The organism is Clostridium algifaecis, assembly GCF_017874415.1.
GTDB classification, from domain to species: Bacteria; Bacillota; Clostridia; order Clostridiales; family Clostridiaceae; genus Clostridium_B; species Clostridium_B algifaecis.
Genome location: NZ_JAGGLM010000009.1, coordinates 77860 through 99255, shown reverse-complemented (window position 1 = coordinate 99255; position 21396 = coordinate 77860). Strand labels below are relative to the sequence as shown.

The window sequence follows — 21396 nt, the reverse complement described above, 5'->3', positions numbered from 1 at the left end:
CCCACTTCTATTTTATATTGGAGGTTTTATTTTTTCTACTCATAGCTATAAGCTTTCCGGAACCACAGGTAAAACCTGTGGTATTCTAGATACAATAAAAAACACTAAGCATAAAACCTAGTGTTTTTAGTGGACGAGCAAATCTGTAAGCCGAGTTCTGTATTAAACAATCATCTATCTAGGCCCATTGTTACCAATGGACTCAAGCGATACTACCCGAAAGCAAAGCGGGCCACTTTTTCATGCTTTCCTATTCGATCTTGCTCCAGATGGGGTTTACATAGCCGCAAAGTCGCCATTGCGCTGGTGAGCTCTTACCTCGCCTTTCCACCTTTACCGAAATTAATTCCGGAAGTATATCTCTGTTGCACTTTCCTTCAAGTTACCCTGACTGGGAGTTACCCAGCACCCTGCCCTATGGAGCTCGGACTTTCCTCTCCTGCACATAATGCAGCAGCGATTGTCTGGTTTACTCGCAAGTAATATAATATCATATATTTTTTTTATTTACAATAAAATTTTTTAAAATATTTCATTATAATTCTTAACAAATACTAATCATATTTGCAGTGAACTATTCTTCCGCAATTATCGCAATATACAATTTTTTTATTCTTTTTTATGTTATCGATTGTAATCGCGGACACCTTCATTTTACATCCTGTGCAGACACCGTCATATAATTCAGCAGCTCCCGTACCTTTTGCTTCAGATATTTCATTAAACTCATCCAGCAATTCCTCTGGAATTTCTCTTTCCAAATTAGAAATATCTTTTTCAGCTTTTTCTATTACTTCTTTAACTTTTAATATTTCTTTGCTCCCATTTTCTTTAAATTCGTAAAATTTATTTCTAAGATCAACCAGCTCTTTTCTATTTTTCTTTTTATCGCTCGAAATCTTTTCTTCTTCATACATAAATTCCAGACTTTTATCTTCCATATTTTTAATTTCATCTTTTTTTGATTCTATAGATTTTTCTAAACTTTTAATTAATTTTAAATCATATTTTAAATTACTGTACAATTTGTTCTCGTCTTTTTCTAGCTCATCTTTTACCTCATTTATTTTTTTCTCTGTGATTTCTATATTTTTTCTTATTCCCTTAAGTTCTTTGTCTAACTTTATATAATGTATTTTTTTATCATCAAATTTCTTTTTCAAGTCCTTCATAACACTTATATTCAGTACCGTTTTCAATGCTCTTTTTTCCTTTTTTATTAATGATTTATTTTTCTGAATTTCAATTAATAAATTAAGCATATAATTACCTCCCTTTGAATTCACTTGCAGCCCCAATATCTTTTAATAAAATATTTCTATAAAAAAAGTAAAAACGAATAAATTAATACTCATTTTTACTTATATTTATAAGGATTACTATTAACTTTTGATAAAATAATATTATTTTTAAATCCCATCGATTCTATTCTCTTTTTTAAATAATTTGCTACTACAGAAATAGAAGGCCATTCAGTTCCAAAATGGTCAGCATCTATAATAGCCATACCCTGCTCATTAAAATCACTCACATAATGATAGGTAGTATCGCCTGTTATAATGCAATCTGCTCTCAAATTTTTAGCCAAATTGAAATAATCTTTTCCGCTTCCATTTACAACTGCAACTTTTTTTATTATTTTTTCATCTTTCCCAACATATCTTAAATGAGAAATCTTAAGTTTTTCTTTCACTTCAGTACAAAGATCATTCAATGTAATTGGATTTTTAAGTTCTGCAATTCTTCCTATACCTGAGTCATCTCTAGATTCACCATTAACACATGAATGCTCCATAATGCTTGCATGATTGAAATTTAAAATCTGCATTATTATATCGTTCATTCCACCTAACGTAGAATCAAGATTTGTATGGCTTGAATATACATTTATGCCATTTTTAATAAGTTTAATTATTTTTTTGCCAACTAAAGTATCCATGGTTATGGATTTAGGTTTTTCAAAGATAAGTGGATGATGTGTAAAAATAAGATTACAGTTTTCTCTTTTAGCTTCATCAATTACGGTCAAAGTACAATCCAGTGATACTAAAACAGATGTAACTTCACATTCCATATCACCAACCATAAGTCCTACATTGTCGTAACTTTCTTTAAGTTTCGCAGGTGCATATTGTTGAATTATTTTATCTATATCTTTAACCATTAAAGGCATTTTACCAACTCCTGTAATCTTATTATCTTATTTTCTATTTCTAATTTTCTCATTTTAGCTAAATTACTGTCATCTTTTATATAGCCTAATATATTTTTATATTTATTAATCTTAGATTCTATAAACTTCAAAGCAAGTGGATGCTTCTTCTGTATTAATTTTTCTCCCACTTCATAAAATATATCTTCTTTTTCCTCTGCAATATCACTATATTTTACTTTTATTATCTCATAAAATATATTTTCGTCAATACATAAATTTTCATCAATTATTTTAAAACCATTCTGGTATATATATTTCCTAACAACTTCCGGATTTTGAACTGGCTGAAGTATACAAAATTCAGCACTTTTAAATACATCTATATTTTCATCTATTATATCCCTTATTAAATTTCCTCCCATTCCAGCAATTATAATACCCTGTGCCTCTCCTTTATAAATGGTATTTAGTCCACTGCCAAGTCTGCACTCTACTTTTTGCTGTAATCCTTCCATACTTACATTTAATCTGGCTTTTTGAATTGGGCCTTCATTAATATCTGAAGCTATTGCTTTCATGCACTTATGATTTTTCACAAGATAAATAGGAATATACCCATGATCTGTACCTATATCGGCAACCAAATTACATTTATCCACCATATCACAAATACACTTTAATCTTAAACTGAGGTTCATAATTTATTTATTCTCCATTTCTATCTGAATACTGTAACTATCCTGAGCTGCATTATTAAAAGTATTGTACTCAATATAAGCGACACATATATAAACTTATAAGAATACTTTTTATTATACTTTGCAAATAAAAAATCTGCATAATACGTACAAAATAATAAAGCCATATCAAGTAGTCCATATGCCATTTGTTTAAATGCAAATTGTTTTCCTGTTCCAAATTTTTCAGGTGTAAAATTGATATTGAAATTAATTGGCATCTTATACGGAATTTTATTAGAAAGATACAGAATTATAGGATTAAGTGTAATTATAATTGCCATTAAAGCTGATATTAAAAAAAGTATAGAAAATTTTTTATTTCTATAAGCATTTTTATTTTTGTCTACACTATCCTCCCAGCTAACATTCATGATTTTATTATTTAAAAGCTGTTTTTCAAATTCATGAAATTTTTCAGGTGAGATCCCGTAAATAATTTTATTTATCCTTAAATAAATAACATTTTTAGTAGAAGTTGTAAACATATATGTAATACCTACCTTATCTATAAAAGCTCTGCCAATAGCAAAATTATTTTTACCATACCCGGATAATTTTACTCCTTTTATATATCCATTTGATTTCTGATAGGAAATAATGGAATCAATTGGAATTTTTAATCTTTTTAACCTTAAAGCAGTATATATATATATGTTTTCTTCATCTATATAATATTTAAGAGTTCCATAAATAATAATATAATAAAATTGATATATATTGAATACAATCAAAACTAGATTTATCAAATTAGATACTTCATAAAAATTTACAAAATGGGATAATATTAATAACGCAGCATCATATAAAATTGTTATTGCCAAAATATAATTCATTCCTATACCTTTTGCTGGTTTATACTCTTTCACATCATCACCTCGTACTTATAATTATATCATATTAAAATATATTAATTATAGGCATGTCCGTAATTCAATGAAAAAAAGCGCCTGTAAAAGGTGCTTTAATCCAAATAATCCTTTAATTTTTTGCTTCTGCTTGGATGTCTTAATTTTCTAAGTGCTTTTGCTTCTATCTGCCTTATTCTCTCTCTAGTAACATTAAATTCTTTACCAACTTCCTCAAGTGTTCTTGCCCTTCCATCATCCAGCCCAAATCTTAGCCTAAGTACTTTTTCCTCTCTTGGAGTTAAAGTATCAAGTACATTTATAAGCTGTTCTTTAAGCATGGTAAAAGCTGCTGCCTCAGCTGGTGCTGGTGCCTCATCATCCGGTATAAAATCTCCAAGATGACTATCTTCTTCCTCTCCAATAGGTGTTTCAAGTGAAACTGGCTCCTGGGCTATTTTCATTATGTCTCTTACTTTATCTACTGGCATTTCCATTATTTTTGCTACTTCATCTGGTTGTGGTTCTCTTCCAAGTTCCTGAAGCAATTGCCTCGATACCCTAACCAACTTATTTATAGTTTCAACCATATGAACAGGTATTCTTATTGTTCTTGCCTGGTCGGCAATGGCCCTAGTTATTGCCTGCCTTATCCACCATGTAGCATAAGTACTAAATTTATATCCTTTTCTATAATCAAATTTTTCTACAGCTTTTATAAGTCCGAGATTTCCTTCCTGAATTAAATCCAGAAAAAGCATACCTCTTCCAACATACCTTTTAGCTATACTTACAACCAATCTTAAATTTGCCTCTGCCAGCTTTTTCTTTGCAATTTGATCGCCCTTTTCAATTTTCTGGGCTAAATCAACTTCTTCTTCTGGAAGAAGAAGCGGAACTTTTCCAATCTCCTTTAAATACATCCTAACAGGATCATCTATAGCAATTCCCTCAGGTACAGACAAATCCAGATTTTTTTCATTCACTTCTTCTTCATGTTCATGCATATCACCTATTACTTCAATTCCCATAGATTCTAGTGCTTCATATATCTTCTCTATTTGCTCTGGATTCAAGTCCACTTCTTCCAATTCATTCATTATTTCTTTATAAGTTAAGCTATTATTTTTCTTTCCTTTTTCTATAAGTTTTTTAACTATTTGAATTTTTGAACTTTTATCCTTCATTTTTTTGCCTCCTTTAACCATTACTGTACTTCACCAATCCTTCTTTGAATTTTTATAAGTTCTTGTGCCAATTTTAGAGATTCATCAAGTTTTCCCTCTTTTTCACATTTTTTTATTTTAGTTATAATATTTCTTTTTTCCTGTTCCAATCTATGTTTTTTTATTTTTTCAATAAAACTATTTATCATGTATTTATAATCGTAATTATCAAATATAATTTCTGTATCTAAAATATTCACCCATTCTTTAGATATATCCACATCTCTGCATTTAGATTCTATATGCTTTATTTTATCATCTCTATCATAATTTGAACTTTCAATAATATACTTATATATTTTCCTGTGACTTTCGAGAAGTATTTCTTCAACACCTATAAATTTCTGTGCATATTCCATCGCATGGTCATCATCTAACATTAGCTTAAGCATTGCTCTTTCCGCCTTTAAATAGGCTGGCTCTAAATATAATTTTTGTCCAAAATCCTCTTCAGTATTCATGTTTTCAACTTTTTTTGTATTTTTTCGAATATTTCCATTCAACATGTCATAAAGTGCCTGAATTCTAATGCCTGTTTCCTCAGACAATTTCTTTATATACATTTCTCTTTCTATAGGATCAAGGTCAATTAATATTTCCAAAACTCTATCCACATATTTTATTGTATTGTCAGGGCTTTTCGATTCAAATTCTTTTCTTACACTCTGAATTCTATAATCTATAAGTGGAAGAGCATTAGAGATCAAAGTAATAAAAGCATCTTTACCATTATTTCTAATAAATTCATCTGGATCTTTACCCTCAGGAATTAGAAGCACCCTTACATCCAATCCTGCATTCTTTAATATATTTAGACTCCTCAAAGTAGCCATCTGTCCTGCAGTATCTGCATCATAAGATATTATAACTTTATCTACATATCTCTTCATAAGTTTTGCCTGTCCTGCAGTAAGTGCAGTTCCAAGTGATGCCACTGTATTTGTTATGCCATATTGATGAAGAGATATACAATCCATATAACCTTCTACCATAATAAACATTCTTGAGCTATTATTTTTTATTGCAAAATTAAGCCCATATAAATTTGTGCCTTTTTTAAATAATGAGGTTTCCGGAGAATTTAAATATTTAGGCTTTGAATCATTAAGCACCCTACCTCCAAAACCTATAACTTTTCCACTGTAATTAAATACCGGAAAAATCACTCTATTCCTGAATCTATCATAATAATTACCTTTCTGGCTTTTTATTATAAGTCCATCTGAAAGCATATCCAATTCAGTAAATCCCTTTTCTTTTAGATATTTAAGCATAGCATTCCAACTATCTACAGAATATCCAAGTCCAAACTTTCTAATAGTTTTTACAGTTATTCCTCTATTTAAAAGATAGCTTTTTGCTGTTTCATTTTTATTTAAACAGGAAAAAAAATATCTGGCAGCTTCCACATTTAATTTATACAATTTTTCAAAACTATTTTTTCTGCTTTTATTTTCATTCCTATAAAAATCTATATCTATATTTACTCTATCAGCTAGCAATTTTACTGCTTCCGGAAAGCTCAGGTTCCTTATCTTCATGGTAAAAGTTATTACATTTCCTGCCTCTCCGCAGCCAAAGCACTTATATATCTGTTTGTCTTGAGATACGCTAAACGATGGAGTCTTCTCATGATGAAATGGACACAAACCTATATAATTTCTTCCAGATCTTTTTAGTTTTACACTTTCAGATATTACATCAACTATGTCATTTTCATCTTTTACTTTTTGAATGACATCTTCTGATATCACAAAGCAACTACCACCTATCTGAAATTATTGTACCAAATTTTAATATATTCGACATAAATCATTATATTCCTTCTTTTAAATTAAATATTTTATAAATTAATTTATAAAATATTTAATTTATTATTCTAGTATATATATTCTTTAAAAATAGCAAATATCCTTCAATAAAATAAATAAATAATTTGAAACATATCATTTTTTATTTAACAGAATACTATTAAAGATATTTCTAATACAATACAATTTTAGGTATATATATATTATTAAACAGCATTAAGCAGTAATCATCACTCATACCAGATATGTAATCGGACACTCCTCTTATCAAACCTTCTTTTTCAACAATATTTCTGTAAAATTTAGGCATTTTATCAGGTTTTGTATAAAAGTATTTAAACACCTGCTTTAATACAAATTTTGCCTTTTCCCTTTCTACTTTTAGTGCATCTCCAAGATACACTTTCTCAAACATAAAATTTCTGAGTTCATTTAAAGCTTCAAATATTTCATCACTTAAGGATACATACACTATTCCTTCTCTAATATTTTCTATAGTTTTATATATACAATCTTTAACCAGGGTATCTATTCTTTCGCTGTTTGTTTTTCCTAAAATTTTTGTACAGTTTTCAGGGATATCCTGAGGTTTCAAAATTCCTGCCCTAATAGAATCATCTATATCATGATTTACATAAGCTATCTTATCACTATACTTAACTACCTGTCCTTCAAGTGTAAATGCATTCATTTTAGGATTCCCAAAACCGCTGTGATTTAAAACTCCATCCAGGACTTCTTTAGTTAAATTTAATCCTTTGCCATTCTTCTCTATTTTGGTCAATACTCTTACACTGTTTTTGTTGTGTTTGAATCCCCCTGGAACAAGTTCATTTAAAACCTGCTCTCCACTGTGAGCAAATGGGACATGTCCAATATCATGTCCCATAGCTATAGCTTCTATTAAATCTTCATTTAATCCAATGCCTTTCCCTATGGTTTTTCCAATTTGATTCACTTCTAATGTATGTGTTAGTCTTGTTCTGTAATGATCTCCGAAAGTTCTTATGTAAACTTGCGTTTTATGTTTAAGTCTCCTAAAAGATTTACTATGTATTATTCTATCCCTATCTATCATAAATGATGTTCTTATAGGGTCACTTTCCTCATTTCTCTGCCTTCCAATAGTTTTAGAAGAAAATGAAGCTTCAGGTATTAATATCAACTTTTCTTTTTTCTCTATTTTTTCTCTTATTAGCATATACATCACCTTTTGTATTAGTTCTATACTTACTTTTAAAATTCCTTTTCAACAATAATGTATAATATGAAAAAGTATTTAATATTATTATATAGAAATACTTTTTAAGGAGTATGATAAATGAATAGAACTGTAGACTTATTATCTGAAGAAAATGTAAAAAAATACGTGCTTCCATATTATAATCTTCAAGATAGTGAGTTAATTAAAATAAAATTTAAAAATACAGATAAGCAAAGGGCAGTATACAAAGTAAATTGTATGAATAAAAGCTACTGCTTAAAAAAAGTATATTTTGATGAACCCGAGCTGCTTTTTGTATATTCCGCTATTGAATGGTTATACAGAAACAATATAAATGTTCCAAAAATTTTGCCAACAGTCAAACATAGTAGATTTGTAAAATATGAAGATATGCTGTTTATACTTACTCCATGGATATTGGGGGAAAAATGCAGCTACGATAATGCAAAACACATGAATGCAGCTATTTTAAACTTATCAAATATTCACAAGGTCAGCAGTAATTTTAAACCTATTTATAGAAGCGCCAATAGAAAAAATTTTGAACACATACACCTGTCCTTTGAAAAACATCTTAACCAACTTTTAATTTGTTCAAATTCGGCATTCAAGTATAATGATAATTTTTCAAATTTATTTTTACAAAATTTCAACATAAATTATATGCTGGCAGAAATATCTATTAAAATATCTGAGACTATAAATTATAACAATTTGCATTCATCTCTTTGCCACCTTGATTACGTAAATAAGAACATAATATTTGATAATAGCCAAAATATATGGGTAATAGATTTTGATAAATGTACAAGATCTTACTGTTCTCATGATATATCATATTTTTTGAGAAGATTCTTAAAAAGAACAAATACCAACTGGGATTTCAATACAGCTGTAGATTGCTTAAAAATATATGATAATAACTTTTCTCTTAATTTAGATGATTATAAATATATAATATCCTATTTATCTTTTCCACAAAAGTTTTGGAAAATATCACGAGATTATTATAACAATATAAATAAATGCAATCACAATTCTTTTTTTTATTTGCTTAAAAAAGCATCTGGCAATAATATGAATCAATTGGAGTTTATAATTGATTTTGGAAAATATATATGCAAAAAATTTAAAACTCAAATTTAAAAAGATTAACAATATTTTTTAAGGTAAATCAAAAAAGATTTAGTACTAGAATGAAAATAATTTTAGTACTAAATCTTTTTTTATAAATGTTCTATTTTCTTGGATTCTTAACTTGAGCTTGTGCTGCTGCAAGTCTTGCTACTGGAACCCTAAATGGTGAACATGATACGTAATCAAGTCCTACATTGTGGAAAAATTCTACAGACGATGGATCTCCTCCATGCTCTCCACATATTCCAAGATGTATATCCGGTCTAGTTTTTCTACCTAATTTAACGGCCATATCAACTAATTTTCCTACACCAGCTTGGTCAACCTTCTGGAATGGATCAAATTCGTATATTTTATTATCATAATAATAATTTAAAAATTTTCCGGCATCATCTCTTGAGAAACCAAATGTCATCTGAGTTAAATCATTTGTTCCAAATGAGAAAAACTCAGCTTCTTTTGCTATTTCATCTGCTGTAATAGCAGCTCTTGGTATTTCTATCATAGTACCTACTTTATATTTCAGATCTATTCCTGACTTGTTTATTATTTCATCTGCCGTTTTTACAACTATGTCTTTAACAAATTTTAATTCTTTCAATTCCCCAACCAATGGTATCATTATTTCAGGAACAATATCATACCCTTTTCTGTTTTTAACATCTATTGCAGCTTCAATTACTGCCTTTGTCTGCATCTCTGCTATTTCTGGATATGAAACAGTAAGTCTGCATCCTCTGTGTCCCATCATAGGGTTGAATTCATGAAGTGAAGCTATTGTTGCTTTTAATTCTTCACAGCTTATATTCATTTCCTCAGCTAAATTCTTTATATCCTCAGGATCAGTTGGAAGGAATTCATGCAGTGGTGGATCCAGGAATCTAATTGTAACCGGTCTTCCTTCCATAGCTTCATAAATCTGTATAAAATCGCCTTTTTGCATTGGAAGTATATTTTTAAGGGCAGCTCTCCTCTGTTCTTCACTTTTTGAAACTATCATCCTTCTGACTTCAGGTATTCTATCTTCATTAAAGAACATATGCTCTGTCCTGCAAAGTCCTATTCCTTCTGCGCCAAATTCTACTGCCTGTTTTGCATCCTTTGGAGTATCTGCATTCGTTCTAACTTTTAATGCCCTGATACTATCGGCCCAACTCATGAAAGTTCCAAAATAACCTGTTATTTCAGGAGCTACTGCTTTTATTTCCTCTCCATATACATTTCCTGTGCTTCCGTCTAGTGATATATAATCTCCCTCTTTATAAATTTTACCTTTTACTTCAATTGTCTTATTTTCTTCATCTACATTTATATCTCCGCATCCAGCTACGCAGCATGTACCCATACCTCTAGCTACAACTGCTGCATGAGAAGTCATACCTCCTCTTACTGTAAGTATTCCTTCTGCTGCTACCATTCCTTCTATATCTTCAGGTGAGGTTTCAAGTCTTACAAGTATTACTTTTTCACCCTGGCTGTGGTGCTTTTTTGCATCATCTGCAGTAAAATAAATTTTTCCACAGGCAGCTCCAGGAGATGCTGGAAGTCCATTTGCAATTATCTCTGCCTTTCCAAGTTCATTTTTATCAAAATTAGGATGTAGAAGTGCATCAAGTTGTTTAGGTTCTACTTTAAGGATTGCCTCTTCTTTAGTTATAAGACCCTCTTCAACCATATTAGCTGCTATCTTAAGAGCTGCCTGAGCAGTTCTCTTTCCATTTCTTGTCTGAAGAAAATATAGTTTGCCGTTTTCTATAGTAAATTCCATATCCTGCATGTCCTTGTAATGGTTTTCCAAGTTGTTAGCAATTTTTACAAATTCCTCGTAACATTGTGGGAGATCTTGTTTTAATTTTGCTATAGGCTGAGGTGTTCTAACACCTGATACTACATCTTCTCCCTGCGCATTTATGAGATACTCTCCAAATATGCTTTTTTCTCCTGTAGCAGGATTTCTTGTAAATGCAACTCCTGTGCCTGAAGTATCTCCCATATTTCCAAATACCATGCACTGGACATTTACAGCTGTTCCCCAATCTCCTGAAATGTCATTCAATCTTCTATAAACTATTGCCCTTGGATTTTCCCATGATCCAAATACTGCTGTAATTGATTCAATTAATTGTTCCTTAGGATCTTGAGGAAATTCCTTCCCTATGTTGTCTTTATATATTTTTTTGAATCTAATAATTGCATTTTTCAGATCCTCTTCAGTTAATTCTGTATCAAATTTTACTCCTTTAGAATCTTTTATTTCATCAAGTACATCTTCAAATTCTCTTTTTTCAATGCCCATTACTACATCTGAAAACATTTGAATGAATCTTCTATAAGAGTCGTAGGCAAATCTCAAATTATTAGTTAATTTACCAAGAGCTTTTACTGAATTATCATTTAATCCAAGGTTTAATATAGTATCCATCATTCCTGGCATTGATACTCTAGCACCTGATCTTACAGAAACCAAAAGTGGATTTTCTAAACTTCCAAATTTTTTTCCTGTAACTTTTTCAAGTTTTTCAAGAGCACAATAAATTTCTGCAACAATTTTATCGTTTATTTTTTTATTGTCCCTGTAATATTTAGTACAAGCTTCTGTAGTTACAGTAAATCCATGTGGAACCGGGATTCCAAGATTAGTCATTTCTGCTAAATTGGCACCCTTCCCCCCAAGAAGACTTCTCATTCTTGCATTTCCTTCACTAAAAAGATAAACATATTTTTTTTCTTCCATGAAACAAGCATCCCTTTCTCTATAAAATTTTATACAAATTATATATTTATATATCAGCGGAATATCCGCTTACTATCTTTAATTATTTTCTCCCATTTTAACAAAAAGCCTTGTTATATTTGTTTTAGAAACTTTTCCTACTATTTTAAGTATCTCTTTAGAATCTTCCATTGATTTTTCTATAACAGGAAGACAATCTACCTCATGTTCCATTATTTTTTGAGCTGCCGTGTAAGCAGTATCTTTTCTTTCTAGAAATACTATATTAGGCATCCTGGTCATTATTATTCCTACAGGTACATTTTTCATATCTGTACCGCCTATAGCTATCTTTAAAAAGTCCTTTCGTGACACAGCACCAGTTAATATACCATTATTCTCTACAAACAATGTTCCAACATCATTTAAAAATAAATTTACTATAGCATCATAAACTGTAGTATTTTCATCAACTACAACTGGTTTTGACATTATATCCTCTGCATTTATATTTCTTATATAATCATATAAAAGACTATAGGATGGTTTATTAGAATATATATATCCTACTTTAGGCTTAGCATCCAATATACCGGTCATAGTAAGTATAGCTAAATCTGGCCTAAGTGCTGCCCTCGTAACACCAATTTTATCTGCCAATTGTTCACTTGTTATAGGTGCTCCTTTTTTAACCAATTCCATTATCTTCTGTTGTCTGCTAGAAAATTTAATAACATCCAACCTCCCTTTATATACTATCTAATGTTTATTTTCAATTCTGCAGAAAAAATAAGGTATACTTAACTTTATATCTTCAGAAACATTATACCATTATAAAACAAGAAATAGTATATCATTTTTATTTTTATTTTTATTTAAAATTATATAAACCTAATTATTTACTTAATTCCCCTCAATTTTATATGCTATACTATTTAATTTAATTATAAGACAATTCTTATGATTTTACTATAAATTATCGCAAATATTACAAAATAATTTATAATAAAAGTTAAAATTTTGTATAAAATATAAAAAAATAGAATGGATACTGAAATTATTTTTTTATTTTCAATACCCATTTTTTTCTCTTAATTAAAATAAAATATTTTAATTATTTGGTTTTGTCATCGTCATCTATATCATCAAATTTTACAGTATATTGGTAAGTATTTTTATCATCATCTTTATTTCCCTTATGACTGAATTTATCTTTTATAGAAGATGCAGCATCAAATACCTTGTCTTTTACATCTTTTGCAGTACTTTTAACTCCGCCTTTAATTATTTTATTTACAACTTCTACTGATCCATCATCTTTAGTTATTTCTATGGTTACTTTAGTAAGTACGGCAGTAAGTATTCCAATAGCAATTAAAGGAGGCCATACAAGTACTGTGAGCGTGGCAGCAATCCCTGCATTTACAGGAATATCTACAACTACCTTATCATCTTTTTTTATCTTTATTCTATTTATATTTCCTTTCTTTACTAAATTTTTGAGCCATTCCAAAAATTCGTCTTTTGTAGTGTAAATATTTTCCTTGTCATTTTTTTGTTTTTCTTCAATGTATATAAGAGCATCCACCACATTTGCATCACAAGCTTCCAGTGCTTCTTTCGCATCAGCATAACTTATACCAGTTCTTTCTCTTATAATATCAATTTTTTCTAACGTTATTTCAGCCATTTTATCCTCTCCTTTTAATAATTTTGTTTTTCAAAGTTTACAAGATAATTCAAAGTTTCGAGACTTTTAGGTTTTCTAAAATAATTTTGAGATATAATCAAGCTAAGAACTTTGTAAAGTTCTTCTTTTACTTCTTTTGATAAATTAACTCTATATACTTTTTCAAGCGGAATTTTTGAAATATACTTAAGTGCACTAAATGTTGAATATTTTATACCTACTCCATTTATTTTTTTACATTCACTGCACACACCGCCCAAATATTGTATGCTTAAATAATCGGAAGTTGTAATTTTTCTTCTGCATACTGCACAATAATCAAAATTAATTCCATAACCTGTGGATTGCAGAATTTTTAATTCAAAGGCCCTTGCCAAAGTCTCCAAATCCACAGCATGATTTTTCATAAGATAAAATGCAGTTACAAGGTGTATAAATAATCTTTTATTACATTCTTCATCATTCATAGCTATATCCACTAATTCACAAAAATAAGAAGCATAGGTCAAAGTAACCAGATCATTCAATAGATCTTGAAATGAATCAATCAAACTGCTTTCATTTATAACATATAAACTTCTTCCTTTGTATAATACGTAATCCCCATAACAGAATTGGAGTGTTGAAGAAAAAAGCTTATTTTTTGATTTTTTTACTCCTTTAGCTATTGTAGATATTTTACCTAATTTTTCAGTAAATAGCCATACAATTTTATCATTTTCTTTTATATCCTGAGTTTTTATTATTACAGCCCTTGTTTTAATTGTGTTCAGACAACCATCCCCCGCTAAAAAATGTCATTATTTATATCCAAGCTCCTTCAAGACACCATTACTGTCTCTCCATTCCTTCTTAACTTTAACCCATATATTCAAATATACCCTGGAGTCTAACAATTTTTCAATGTCTCCCCTTGCATAGGTTGATATTCTTTTTAACATTGATCCACCTTTGCCTATTATTATGCCCTTATGAGATTTTTTTTCACATAGTATAGTAGCATCTATATTATACATTCCCTTTGAATTTTTCTTCATGGATATTATTTCTACAGCTATTCCATGGGGAACCTCCTGAGAAAGCAGCTTTAAAGATTTCTCCCTTATAATTTCTGATACTATGAATCTCTCCTGTTTATCTATTATCATGTCATCAGGATAATATTTGGGACCTTCTTTCATATATTGTACTATGAGCTTTTTTAGTTCATCTACATTTTTTCCGTTAATAGCAGATATCGGTATGTATTCTTTAAAATCAAACTGTTCCGAATATACTTTAAGAGTCTCTGCAACTTTATCAGCAGAATTTTCATCTATCTTATTCACAATTAAGAACACAGGTACTTTTAAATGTTTTAATTCTTCTAAAATATAAGTGTCAGCCTTTTTCATTTCACCTTCTGGAGTGGTTAAAAAAAGTACAACATCCACATCCTCCATTGATTCTTTAGCTGACTTTACCATATATTCTCCAAGTTTGTGTTTAGGATTATGAATTCCAGGTGTATCCACAAAAACAAGCTGAAAATCTTTTTCTGTGAGTATAGCCTGTATATTGTTCCTGGTTGTTTGCGGTCTGCAGGATACAATTGATAACTTCTCTCCTATTATTTTATTTATCAAAGTAGATTTACCTACATTTGGTCTTCCAACTACAGTTATAAATCCAGATTTAAACATATATAATCTCCTTATTTTCCTAAATCTTTTTTTGAAAATGCTCCTGGCATTATTTCATCTAGTTTTTTTACTATATAATCATCTTTATTTTTTGCAATTATAATATCCATATTATCCTGAGAAAACTCAACAATTACCTGCCTGCATATTCCGCAGGGATATGTATATTCTTCCGGAGAACCTACTATGGCTATAGCTTTAAGTTTTCTATGTCCCTCAGAAACTGCTTTAAATATAGCTGTTCTTTCAGCACAATTTGTTGCTCCATAAGAAGCATTTTCTATATTGCATCCAGAATATATGCTTCCATCCTCAGTCATAACTGATGCTCCAACTTTAAAATTGGAGTATGGTGCATATGCCTCTTCACGTGCCTTTATCGCTTTATAAATCAGTTTACTATAATCCATTTTTTATTTTATTCCCCCAAAAATTATTTTCCTTAATATTTTCATTCTGTAAATACATATAATCAGAATATTTTAAAAAGTAGTACTGTTATAAGCACACCTAAAAATCCTCCTAAAAAAACCTCTGGCAGCGAGTGAATTTCAGAATCCACCCTGCTTTGTGCTACTATAAATGCCATAAGATAGCTAAGGGTAACTACTGTAAGATTTTCAACCATAAGTGCAATAATTGTAGCTATAGAAAATGCTATTGCACTATGACCACTTGGCATTCCTCCCTTAAGTGGTGTTCCTTCACCAAAAATAGCTTTTACAATAATAACTGATATGCACACAATAGCAAGTATGATAAATACAGTATATGGACTTGTAGTCCTTACTTTTCTCATAAGTACAAAATTTATATATTTTAATTTATCCCAAAATATTATATATCCCACAACCACTGCATTAATTGCAGTTATTAATACACCGCCAGCTGCTACATTTTTTGCAAGCTTTGCCAGTGGATGATAATAATTTGTAGTTGCATCTATTGCAAACTCTACTGCTGTATTAAAAAGTTCTGCCATTATTACCATAGTTATCGTTATGGTTATTGCAAGAATTTCTATCTTGCTCAAATCATAAAAAAAACATAAAATCAGTATAAAAAGCGCAGCAGCCATATGTATTCTCATATTTCTCTGAGTTCTTACAGAATATATTATTCCCTCAATTGCATAATTAAAACTATCTAAAAGCTTTTTTACTTTCATAATCATTCACCAGCTAAAAATTATAACTTTAAAATTCAAATTTTTTTAGAATTTCTTCTTCCCTTTCCCTCATCAATTTCTTTTCGTCTTCTTTCATATGATCATAACCTAAAAGATGGAGTACAGAATGTACCGTTAAATAGCAGGCCTCTCTTAAAAAAGAATGCCCGAACTCTGTACTCTGTTCTTCTGCCTTTTCAAGAGAAAGTGCAATATCACCAAGCACCAGATTTCCATTATCCATATCACTTTCATCAAATTCATATTCCAGATAACATTGTTTAAATACTTTTCCTTCTGGATATTCAAGCATTGGAAAAGAAAGGACATCTGTAACTTTGTCGATATTTCTATTTTCTTTGTTTATTGTCCTTATGCTATCATTGTCTATAAAAATCACACTTACCTCACAAGGTATTTTTACATCTTCCACATCAAGTGCATGTTGTATAACATCTTTTATTGTATTTTCCAGATTATCTGTAACTTGAATTTTATCCTGCCTGTTGTCTATAAAAATCATATTTGTCCTCCATGTTTTTTATACTAATATAAATTTATTTTAGCTATTTTGTGTTTTATTTACAATTTTATGTTCAATAAATTTTTTTTGTTTTTTATCCCATTTATCTTCAGGATACTCTATTCTCTTATGGTATATTCCAAGGAGTACCTTAAGAAAAGCCTTTTTTATTATATTTATATCCTTTAAAGTAAGATCACAGTTATCAAGCTGACCTTCTTCAAGTCTGTCCCTGATTATACTATTTACCATTTGCTCTATATTTTCTTTGTTATGGTCATTTATAGACCTCACTGCCGCCTCTATTCCATCTGCCAGCATTATTATACCTGATTCCTTGCTTACCGGTATAGGCCCCGGATACCTGAAATCTTCTTCTCTGATTTCTTCCGGATTATCGCTTGAATTTTTCATGGTAACATAAAAATATTTTACAAGCGATGTGCCATGATGCTGTTGTATAATATCCTTCACAATCTTCGGCAATTTATATTCTTCTGCCATTTCCACACCATCTCGTACATGAGATATTATTATAAGTGCACTTAATGCAGGAGTTATTTTGCTGTGTGGATTATCGCTGCCAATTTGATTTTCTTTAAAAAAGTAAGGTCTTTTTATCTTTCCTATATCATGATAATATGCTGCCACTCTTGCAAACAGAGCATTACCTCCAACTTCCTCTGTTGCAACCTCTGCAAGGTTTCCAACTAAAATGCTGTGATGATAAGTACCAGGTGCCTCTATGAGCAGTCTATTTAACAGTGGATTATTTGGATTGCACAGTTCTAAAAGTTTTATAGTAGTAACTATATTAAAGGTGCTCTCAAAAAGCGGCAAAAATCCTATAACTAAAATTCCTGATATTATACTCGATATACCAACAGCCATAGCCTTCCTCGCCACATCCATTACATTGTTGCTTATTAAAAATCCCATGGAAAAAGTAAGCATAATATTTATAACACTTACGTAAAAGGATGCATACAATATGTCATTTCTCTGCTGTAATTTTCTGAGTATTATGGAACCTATGACAACATTGACTATTGCAATTATAGTAATTTCAATATTAAATCCTACAGCTGTACTTATTAGCACACAATTAAATAGGCTAATTACAAGAGATGTTTTAGAATCTACAAGTATTGAAAAAAGCATTGGTATAAATGCAAGTGGCATGAAATATGGTGATACTATACTAAGTGTTCTAGCAATTGCTACTGCCAAACAATTTAATATATTTATCATAGTAAAAGTATTCAAATCGTCATATACATCTTTATTATATATGGCAAGGTACACCCATTGAAGCGCTAATATCAAAATCACCAGTGCAGCCAAAGATATATATATATACCATTTAAAATATGATCCATCATTTAAAAGCCCTAAATCTTTAATTACTTCAATTTGGTTTCTAGTTACAGGTTCCCCTTCTTTTACTATAATTTGGTCCTTCTTTACAACAACAGGTTGAACCTTTTTTATCGTTTCATTTTTTAATTCCTGCGTTTTGTCTTTATCATAAAAAAAGTTAGGATATATCTGCGTATAAGCTATATTGGTAGCCAATTCACGTGTTGATTTTGATAAATTTGAGCTTTGGACTTTTATCATTATATTTTCTTGTGCTTTTTTAATATCTTCTTCATTGTCTTTTCCAGAATCATCGCTTATATTATTATTATCATATAAGTCAGACATAGTGCTCACCAAAAAGCTTTGAAGTGTCTTTGCATCATTTTTGTTCATTCTCACCAGTTCAAGGTAATCATCATCTGATAATTTTATTTGTGCACTGCTTTTAAGTTTTTCCTGTTTTTGTCCGTCATCTGAATTATTATCATTTATTATTTGCTCCAGCTTAGAAAAAAAATCATTTAATCTATTTACAGTCGTGTTTTTTATTTCAGGATTTTTATTATATTGAAGAGGTACTGAATTTAGTACCTGATTTATTTTATCTTTTGTAGAAAGTTCATCTCTGACTTCCCGTGGAGCTTTTATATCAAACTTTGCAATCTCTCCTTCTTTTAAATTATATCTCTTTGTAGTAAGACCTGTTACAAGTACAAAATATACAAATATAAAACTTAATATAAAGATAATCATCCTGCTCTGTTTTTCTCGTACAAAAAAGCATTTTAGTTCCAGTTTTTTCATTAGAAATCACCCTTTGTATACTAGTTGTTACTATTTTTGCTCTTTACTGTTTTTCTCATTAACATCTTCTTTATGTTCTACCTGAGATACAATGTTTTCCTCTGCTATAACAAGTACTCTTACCTTGAGAAATTTATCCTGTTTTTTATCAACTACTTTATTAAGTATTTTAACTGATTTATCTAAATTAGAACATATCTGTCCATATAGCTCTTCTGCTGCATCAGAAGTTAGTTTTTCTATGTTGCCTTTCACTTTAACTTCTTTAACTTCATAAAATACTTCTTTTTTTAAGAATAACTTACTTTCCTCTATTTTATCATACTTATCAAATTTGTTTATATTTTTTTTTAAATACACCTTCTTGCCATTTATATTTAAGTAATAATTTTCTATTTTTCTACCCGTTCTCTCCCTTTTTATACTATCTATCTTTACATCTTTACTCTTTTCATAAAATGTTTTGCATATTACACTTCCTGAAGCGTGTACAGTATAACTTTCACCTTCTTTTCCTTGAACTCCTTTTACAAGTATCTGGCCTTTTTTGACCATATCCCCTCTATTTACAACTGATGTACCTGCTGTAGTATACACTCTTAAAACCTCTCCATCTCTTGAGGCTGCAAGATCACAAGGAGAATTATCCTGAACTATATTTGGTGGTGATTTCCTTTCTGCCGCAGTAATTATAAGTCTGGAACCTTCTATTCTTGCCCTTACCCACATTATATTTTCATCACTTTTTACAAGAAATTCCTCTATTTTATAAACATTTAATCTTTTCTTGCTAATTCCAGGGACTACTCCGTATTCCTTTAACTTTTGTCTTAACTCATAAGGAGGTAGATTTGAGTCTGAATTTATTTTAATCTGCCATATAAATGTAGACAGGTAATATATTATCGATATAAATAAAAGTATTCCAACAATAAGCATTTTATTGTTTTTTAATTTTAATATTAAGAATGAAATTCCCCACCTTTTAAGTATCCTTATCTTTACATTATTTCTTTTAGCTATTTTATTTATTTTATTGTAGTCTTCAAGTTTTACATCCATTATTACAGTAGTTATACTTTTTCTCATTATATTTTCTACATATATATTATTTTTCCAAATTAAATTAATAAATCTTTCAGGTCTTATGGATTGTATTTCAATTTTAATTACAGCATTTTTATATTCATAAAATTTTAATTTACTATTTTTTTTCATATACTATAGATTTAAATTTTCCTCCTATAGTTATAGTACTTCCACCCATAAAAAGTACTTCAAATTCATCTCCGTATATTGATATCAATCCAACCCCTGAATTAATTTTTACATTATGTTTATCAAAAAGTGCAATGCCCTTATGATTTTCTATTACTATTTCATTATCGCCTGTTATCTCAATTTTAGGCATATTTAAAATTATATCTCTCGGAAGATCCAGCTTATCTGCAATATTTTGCTTTGTATTATAAAATTTGTCTCCCATAATATCACCTCTAAGAATTTTTCTTATACTAATTTATGAATTAGAAGGACAATAAATTACTTAAAGGCATATTATATTGCTAAATTAAAGCAAAATAAAAAAGGCTGAGATAACTCAACCTTTTATTCTTTTATTTATTTAAATATTGTTTTACAATTTGACTTACAAGCTTACCATCTGCTCTGCCTTTTGTCTTTGGCATAATAGCTGCCATAACTTTTCCCATATCTTTTATACTATTTGCTCCTATTTCATTAACTGCCTGATGAACAATTTCGGAAATCTCTTCTTCACTTAACTGCTGAGGAAGGTAACTTAACAAGATCTTTATTTCATTTTCTGTGTTATCAACCAAATCTTGTCTATTTCCTTTTTTAAAATCCAGTACAGCTTCACGTCTTTGCTTGACTTCCTTGGCCAAAATTTCTATAATTTGTTCATCGTCAAGCTGTTTTCCATCAGTTTTTTCAACTAATAAAACAGCCGCTCTTGCCATACTTATGGTACTGGCTTTAAATTTGTCTTTCGACTTTAAAGCCTGCTTCCAGTCCTCTTGTAATCTTTTTTTAAGAGACATTAACTCTTGTACCCTCTTTCCAAAAGAATTCTATTTAAATTTTCTTTTTCTTGCAGCTTCTGATTTCTTCTTCCTTTTTACACTTGGCTTTTCATAGTGTTCTCTTTTTCTAACTTCTGAAAGAACACCAGCTCTAGCACATTTCCTTTTAAATCTTCTCAATGCACTTTCTATAGTTTCATTTTCTCCAACTTTTATTTCTGACATATATATCCCTCCCTCCGCTAGCTCAATTTAATTTTAACAATTAAA

At 29.9% G+C, this 21396-nt stretch carries 21 protein-coding genes and 1 other RNA gene; 1 reads left to right on the top strand and 21 read right to left on the bottom strand.

Translation table 11 applies throughout. The features are described 5' to 3' along the window. Positions 1-130: 130 nt before the first annotated feature. The 8 genes from rnpB to J2Z42_RS08410 form a co-directional block, all read right to left on the bottom strand. Positions 131-476: RNase P RNA component class A (gene rnpB, locus J2Z42_RS08445), an RNA gene on the bottom strand. A gap of 78 nt (positions 477-554) precedes the next feature. Continuing rightward, positions 555-1262, bottom strand: a complete 708-nt coding sequence (locus tag J2Z42_RS08440; protein WP_209702209.1) for a zinc ribbon domain-containing protein — start codon at positions 1260-1262, stop codon at positions 555-557. A 95-nt stretch (positions 1263-1357) separates the two neighbouring features. Beyond that, positions 1358-2173, bottom strand: coding sequence for a Nif3-like dinuclear metal center hexameric protein (locus J2Z42_RS08435; RefSeq protein ID WP_209702208.1), 816 nt, complete (start codon positions 2171-2173; stop codon positions 1358-1360). Further along, positions 2164-2853, bottom strand: a complete 690-nt coding sequence (locus J2Z42_RS08430) for a tRNA (adenine(22)-N(1))-methyltransferase (protein ID WP_209702207.1) — start codon at positions 2851-2853, stop codon at positions 2164-2166. Before J2Z42_RS08430 ends, J2Z42_RS08435 begins: the two co-directional genes overlap by 10 nt. A 20-nt stretch (positions 2854-2873) precedes the next feature. Then, positions 2874-3761 (bottom strand): PH domain-containing protein, encoded by an 888-nt coding sequence (locus J2Z42_RS08425; protein ID WP_209702206.1) that lies wholly within the window; start codon positions 3759-3761, stop codon positions 2874-2876. A gap of 95 nt (positions 3762-3856) precedes the next feature. Continuing rightward, complete coding sequence (gene rpoD, locus J2Z42_RS08420) at positions 3857-4927, bottom strand: RNA polymerase sigma factor RpoD (protein WP_209702205.1); 1071 nt, start codon at positions 4925-4927, stop codon at positions 3857-3859. 20 nt (positions 4928-4947) lie between these two features. After that, positions 4948-6720 carry a DNA primase gene (gene dnaG / locus J2Z42_RS08415; protein ID WP_209702204.1) on the bottom strand — a complete coding sequence of 591 codons (1773 nt, stop codon included), beginning with the start codon at positions 6718-6720 and terminating at the stop codon, positions 4948-4950. 229 nt (positions 6721-6949) lie between these two features. Further along, positions 6950-7978, bottom strand: a complete 1029-nt coding sequence (locus J2Z42_RS08410) for a deoxyguanosinetriphosphate triphosphohydrolase (protein ID WP_209702203.1) — start codon at positions 7976-7978, stop codon at positions 6950-6952. Positions 7979-8098: 120 nt separating this feature from the next. On the opposite strand from J2Z42_RS08410, the gene J2Z42_RS08405 reads away from it, so the two are divergent. Then, positions 8099-9148: a CotS family spore coat protein gene (locus J2Z42_RS08405; protein WP_209702202.1), complete on the top strand. Its 1050-nt coding sequence runs from the start codon at positions 8099-8101 to the stop codon at positions 9146-9148. A 91-nt stretch (positions 9149-9239) separates the two neighbouring features. On the opposite strand, the gene ppdK is transcribed toward J2Z42_RS08405, so the two are convergent. The 13 genes from ppdK to rpsU form a co-directional block, all read right to left on the bottom strand. Beyond that, positions 9240-11873 carry a pyruvate, phosphate dikinase gene (ppdK, locus tag J2Z42_RS08400; protein ID WP_209702201.1) on the bottom strand — a complete coding sequence of 878 codons (2634 nt, stop codon included), beginning with the start codon at positions 11871-11873 and terminating at the stop codon, positions 9240-9242. Between the two features lie 78 nt (positions 11874-11951). After that, the gene (gene ccpN / locus J2Z42_RS08395; protein WP_209702200.1) at positions 11952-12593 is read right to left on the bottom strand and encodes a transcriptional regulator CcpN; all 642 of its coding nucleotides are present in this window, start codon (positions 12591-12593) and stop codon (positions 11952-11954) included. 373 nt (positions 12594-12966) lie between these two features. Next, positions 12967-13542 (bottom strand): DUF4342 domain-containing protein, encoded by a 576-nt coding sequence (locus J2Z42_RS08390; RefSeq protein WP_209702199.1) that lies wholly within the window; start codon positions 13540-13542, stop codon positions 12967-12969. Positions 13543-13556: 14 nt separating this feature from the next. After that, positions 13557-14315: a DNA repair protein RecO gene (gene recO, locus J2Z42_RS08385; RefSeq protein ID WP_209702213.1), complete on the bottom strand. Its 759-nt coding sequence runs from the start codon at positions 14313-14315 to the stop codon at positions 13557-13559. 27 nt (positions 14316-14342) lie between these two features. Next, positions 14343-15224 (bottom strand): GTPase Era, encoded by an 882-nt coding sequence (gene era, locus J2Z42_RS08380; protein WP_209702198.1) that lies wholly within the window; start codon positions 15222-15224, stop codon positions 14343-14345. Positions 15225-15235: 11 nt separating this feature from the next. Further along, positions 15236-15634 carry a cytidine deaminase gene (locus tag J2Z42_RS08375; RefSeq protein ID WP_209702197.1) on the bottom strand — a complete coding sequence of 133 codons (399 nt, stop codon included), beginning with the start codon at positions 15632-15634 and terminating at the stop codon, positions 15236-15238. Between the two features lie 62 nt (positions 15635-15696). After that, positions 15697-16392 (bottom strand): diacylglycerol kinase, encoded by a 696-nt coding sequence (locus J2Z42_RS08370; RefSeq protein ID WP_209702196.1) that lies wholly within the window; start codon positions 16390-16392, stop codon positions 15697-15699. Between the two features lie 28 nt (positions 16393-16420). Beyond that, positions 16421-16915 carry an rRNA maturation RNase YbeY gene (ybeY, locus tag J2Z42_RS08365; RefSeq protein WP_209702195.1) on the bottom strand — a complete coding sequence of 165 codons (495 nt, stop codon included), beginning with the start codon at positions 16913-16915 and terminating at the stop codon, positions 16421-16423. Positions 16916-16954: 39 nt separating this feature from the next. Continuing rightward, positions 16955-19081: an HD family phosphohydrolase gene (locus tag J2Z42_RS08360; protein WP_209702194.1), complete on the bottom strand. Its 2127-nt coding sequence runs from the start codon at positions 19079-19081 to the stop codon at positions 16955-16957. Positions 19082-19111: 30 nt separating this feature from the next. After that, a complete protein-coding gene (gene yqfD, locus J2Z42_RS08355; protein WP_209702193.1) occupies positions 19112-20299 on the bottom strand; it encodes a sporulation protein YqfD in 1188 nt (395 codons plus the stop codon). Continuing rightward, positions 20286-20567 carry a sporulation protein YqfC gene (gene yqfC / locus J2Z42_RS08350; protein WP_209702192.1) on the bottom strand — a complete coding sequence of 94 codons (282 nt, stop codon included), beginning with the start codon at positions 20565-20567 and terminating at the stop codon, positions 20286-20288. Before yqfC ends, yqfD begins: the two co-directional genes overlap by 14 nt. A 130-nt stretch (positions 20568-20697) precedes the next feature. Further along, entirely contained in the window at positions 20698-21144 is a 447-nt protein-coding gene (locus J2Z42_RS08345; protein WP_209702191.1) for a GatB/YqeY domain-containing protein, read from the bottom strand. A gap of 30 nt (positions 21145-21174) precedes the next feature. Further along, positions 21175-21351: a 30S ribosomal protein S21 gene (gene rpsU, locus J2Z42_RS08340; protein ID WP_007061146.1), complete on the bottom strand. Its 177-nt coding sequence runs from the start codon at positions 21349-21351 to the stop codon at positions 21175-21177. Positions 21352-21396: the final 45 nt, after the last annotated feature.

Bases quoted from the DNA above. Each gene is read 5' to 3' on its own strand.
- J2Z42_RS08440 (WP_209702209.1), bottom strand. From the start codon at position 1,262: ATGCTTAATTTATTAATTGAAATTCAGAAAAATAAATCATTAATAAAA.
- J2Z42_RS08435 (WP_209702208.1), bottom strand. From the start codon at position 2,173: ATGCCTTTAATGGTTAAAGATATAGATAAAATAATTCAACAATATGCA.
- J2Z42_RS08430 (WP_209702207.1), bottom strand. From the start codon at position 2,853: ATGAACCTCAGTTTAAGATTAAAGTGTATTTGTGATATGGTGGATAAA.
- rpoD (WP_209702205.1), bottom strand. From the start codon at position 4,927: ATGAAGGATAAAAGTTCAAAAATTCAAATAGTTAAAAAACTTATAGAA.
- J2Z42_RS08410 (WP_209702203.1), bottom strand. From the start codon at position 7,978: ATGCTAATAAGAGAAAAAATAGAGAAAAAAGAAAAGTTGATATTAATA.
- J2Z42_RS08405 (WP_209702202.1), top strand. From the start codon at position 8,099: ATGAATAGAACTGTAGACTTATTATCTGAAGAAAATGTAAAAAAATAC.
- ppdK (WP_209702201.1), bottom strand. From the start codon at position 11,873: ATGGAAGAAAAAAAATATGTTTATCTTTTTAGTGAAGGAAATGCAAGA.
- J2Z42_RS08390 (WP_209702199.1), bottom strand. From the start codon at position 13,542: ATGGCTGAAATAACGTTAGAAAAAATTGATATTATAAGAGAAAGAACT.
- era (WP_209702198.1), bottom strand. From the start codon at position 15,224: ATGTTTAAATCTGGATTTATAACTGTAGTTGGAAGACCAAATGTAGGT.
- J2Z42_RS08375 (WP_209702197.1), bottom strand. From the start codon at position 15,634: ATGGATTATAGTAAACTGATTTATAAAGCGATAAAGGCACGTGAAGAG.
- J2Z42_RS08370 (WP_209702196.1), bottom strand. From the start codon at position 16,392: ATGAAAGTAAAAAAGCTTTTAGATAGTTTTAATTATGCAATTGAGGGA.
- ybeY (WP_209702195.1), bottom strand. From the start codon at position 16,915: ATGATTTTTATAGACAACAGGCAGGATAAAATTCAAGTTACAGATAAT.
- J2Z42_RS08360 (WP_209702194.1), bottom strand. From the start codon at position 19,081: ATGAAAAAACTGGAACTAAAATGCTTTTTTGTACGAGAAAAACAGAGC.
- yqfD (WP_209702193.1), bottom strand. From the start codon at position 20,299: ATGAAAAAAAATAGTAAATTAAAATTTTATGAATATAAAAATGCTGTA.
- yqfC (WP_209702192.1), bottom strand. From the start codon at position 20,567: ATGGGAGACAAATTTTATAATACAAAGCAAAATATTGCAGATAAGCTG.
- J2Z42_RS08345 (WP_209702191.1), bottom strand. From the start codon at position 21,144: ATGTCTCTTAAAAAAAGATTACAAGAGGACTGGAAGCAGGCTTTAAAG.
- rpsU (WP_007061146.1), bottom strand. From the start codon at position 21,351: ATGTCAGAAATAAAAGTTGGAGAAAATGAAACTATAGAAAGTGCATTG.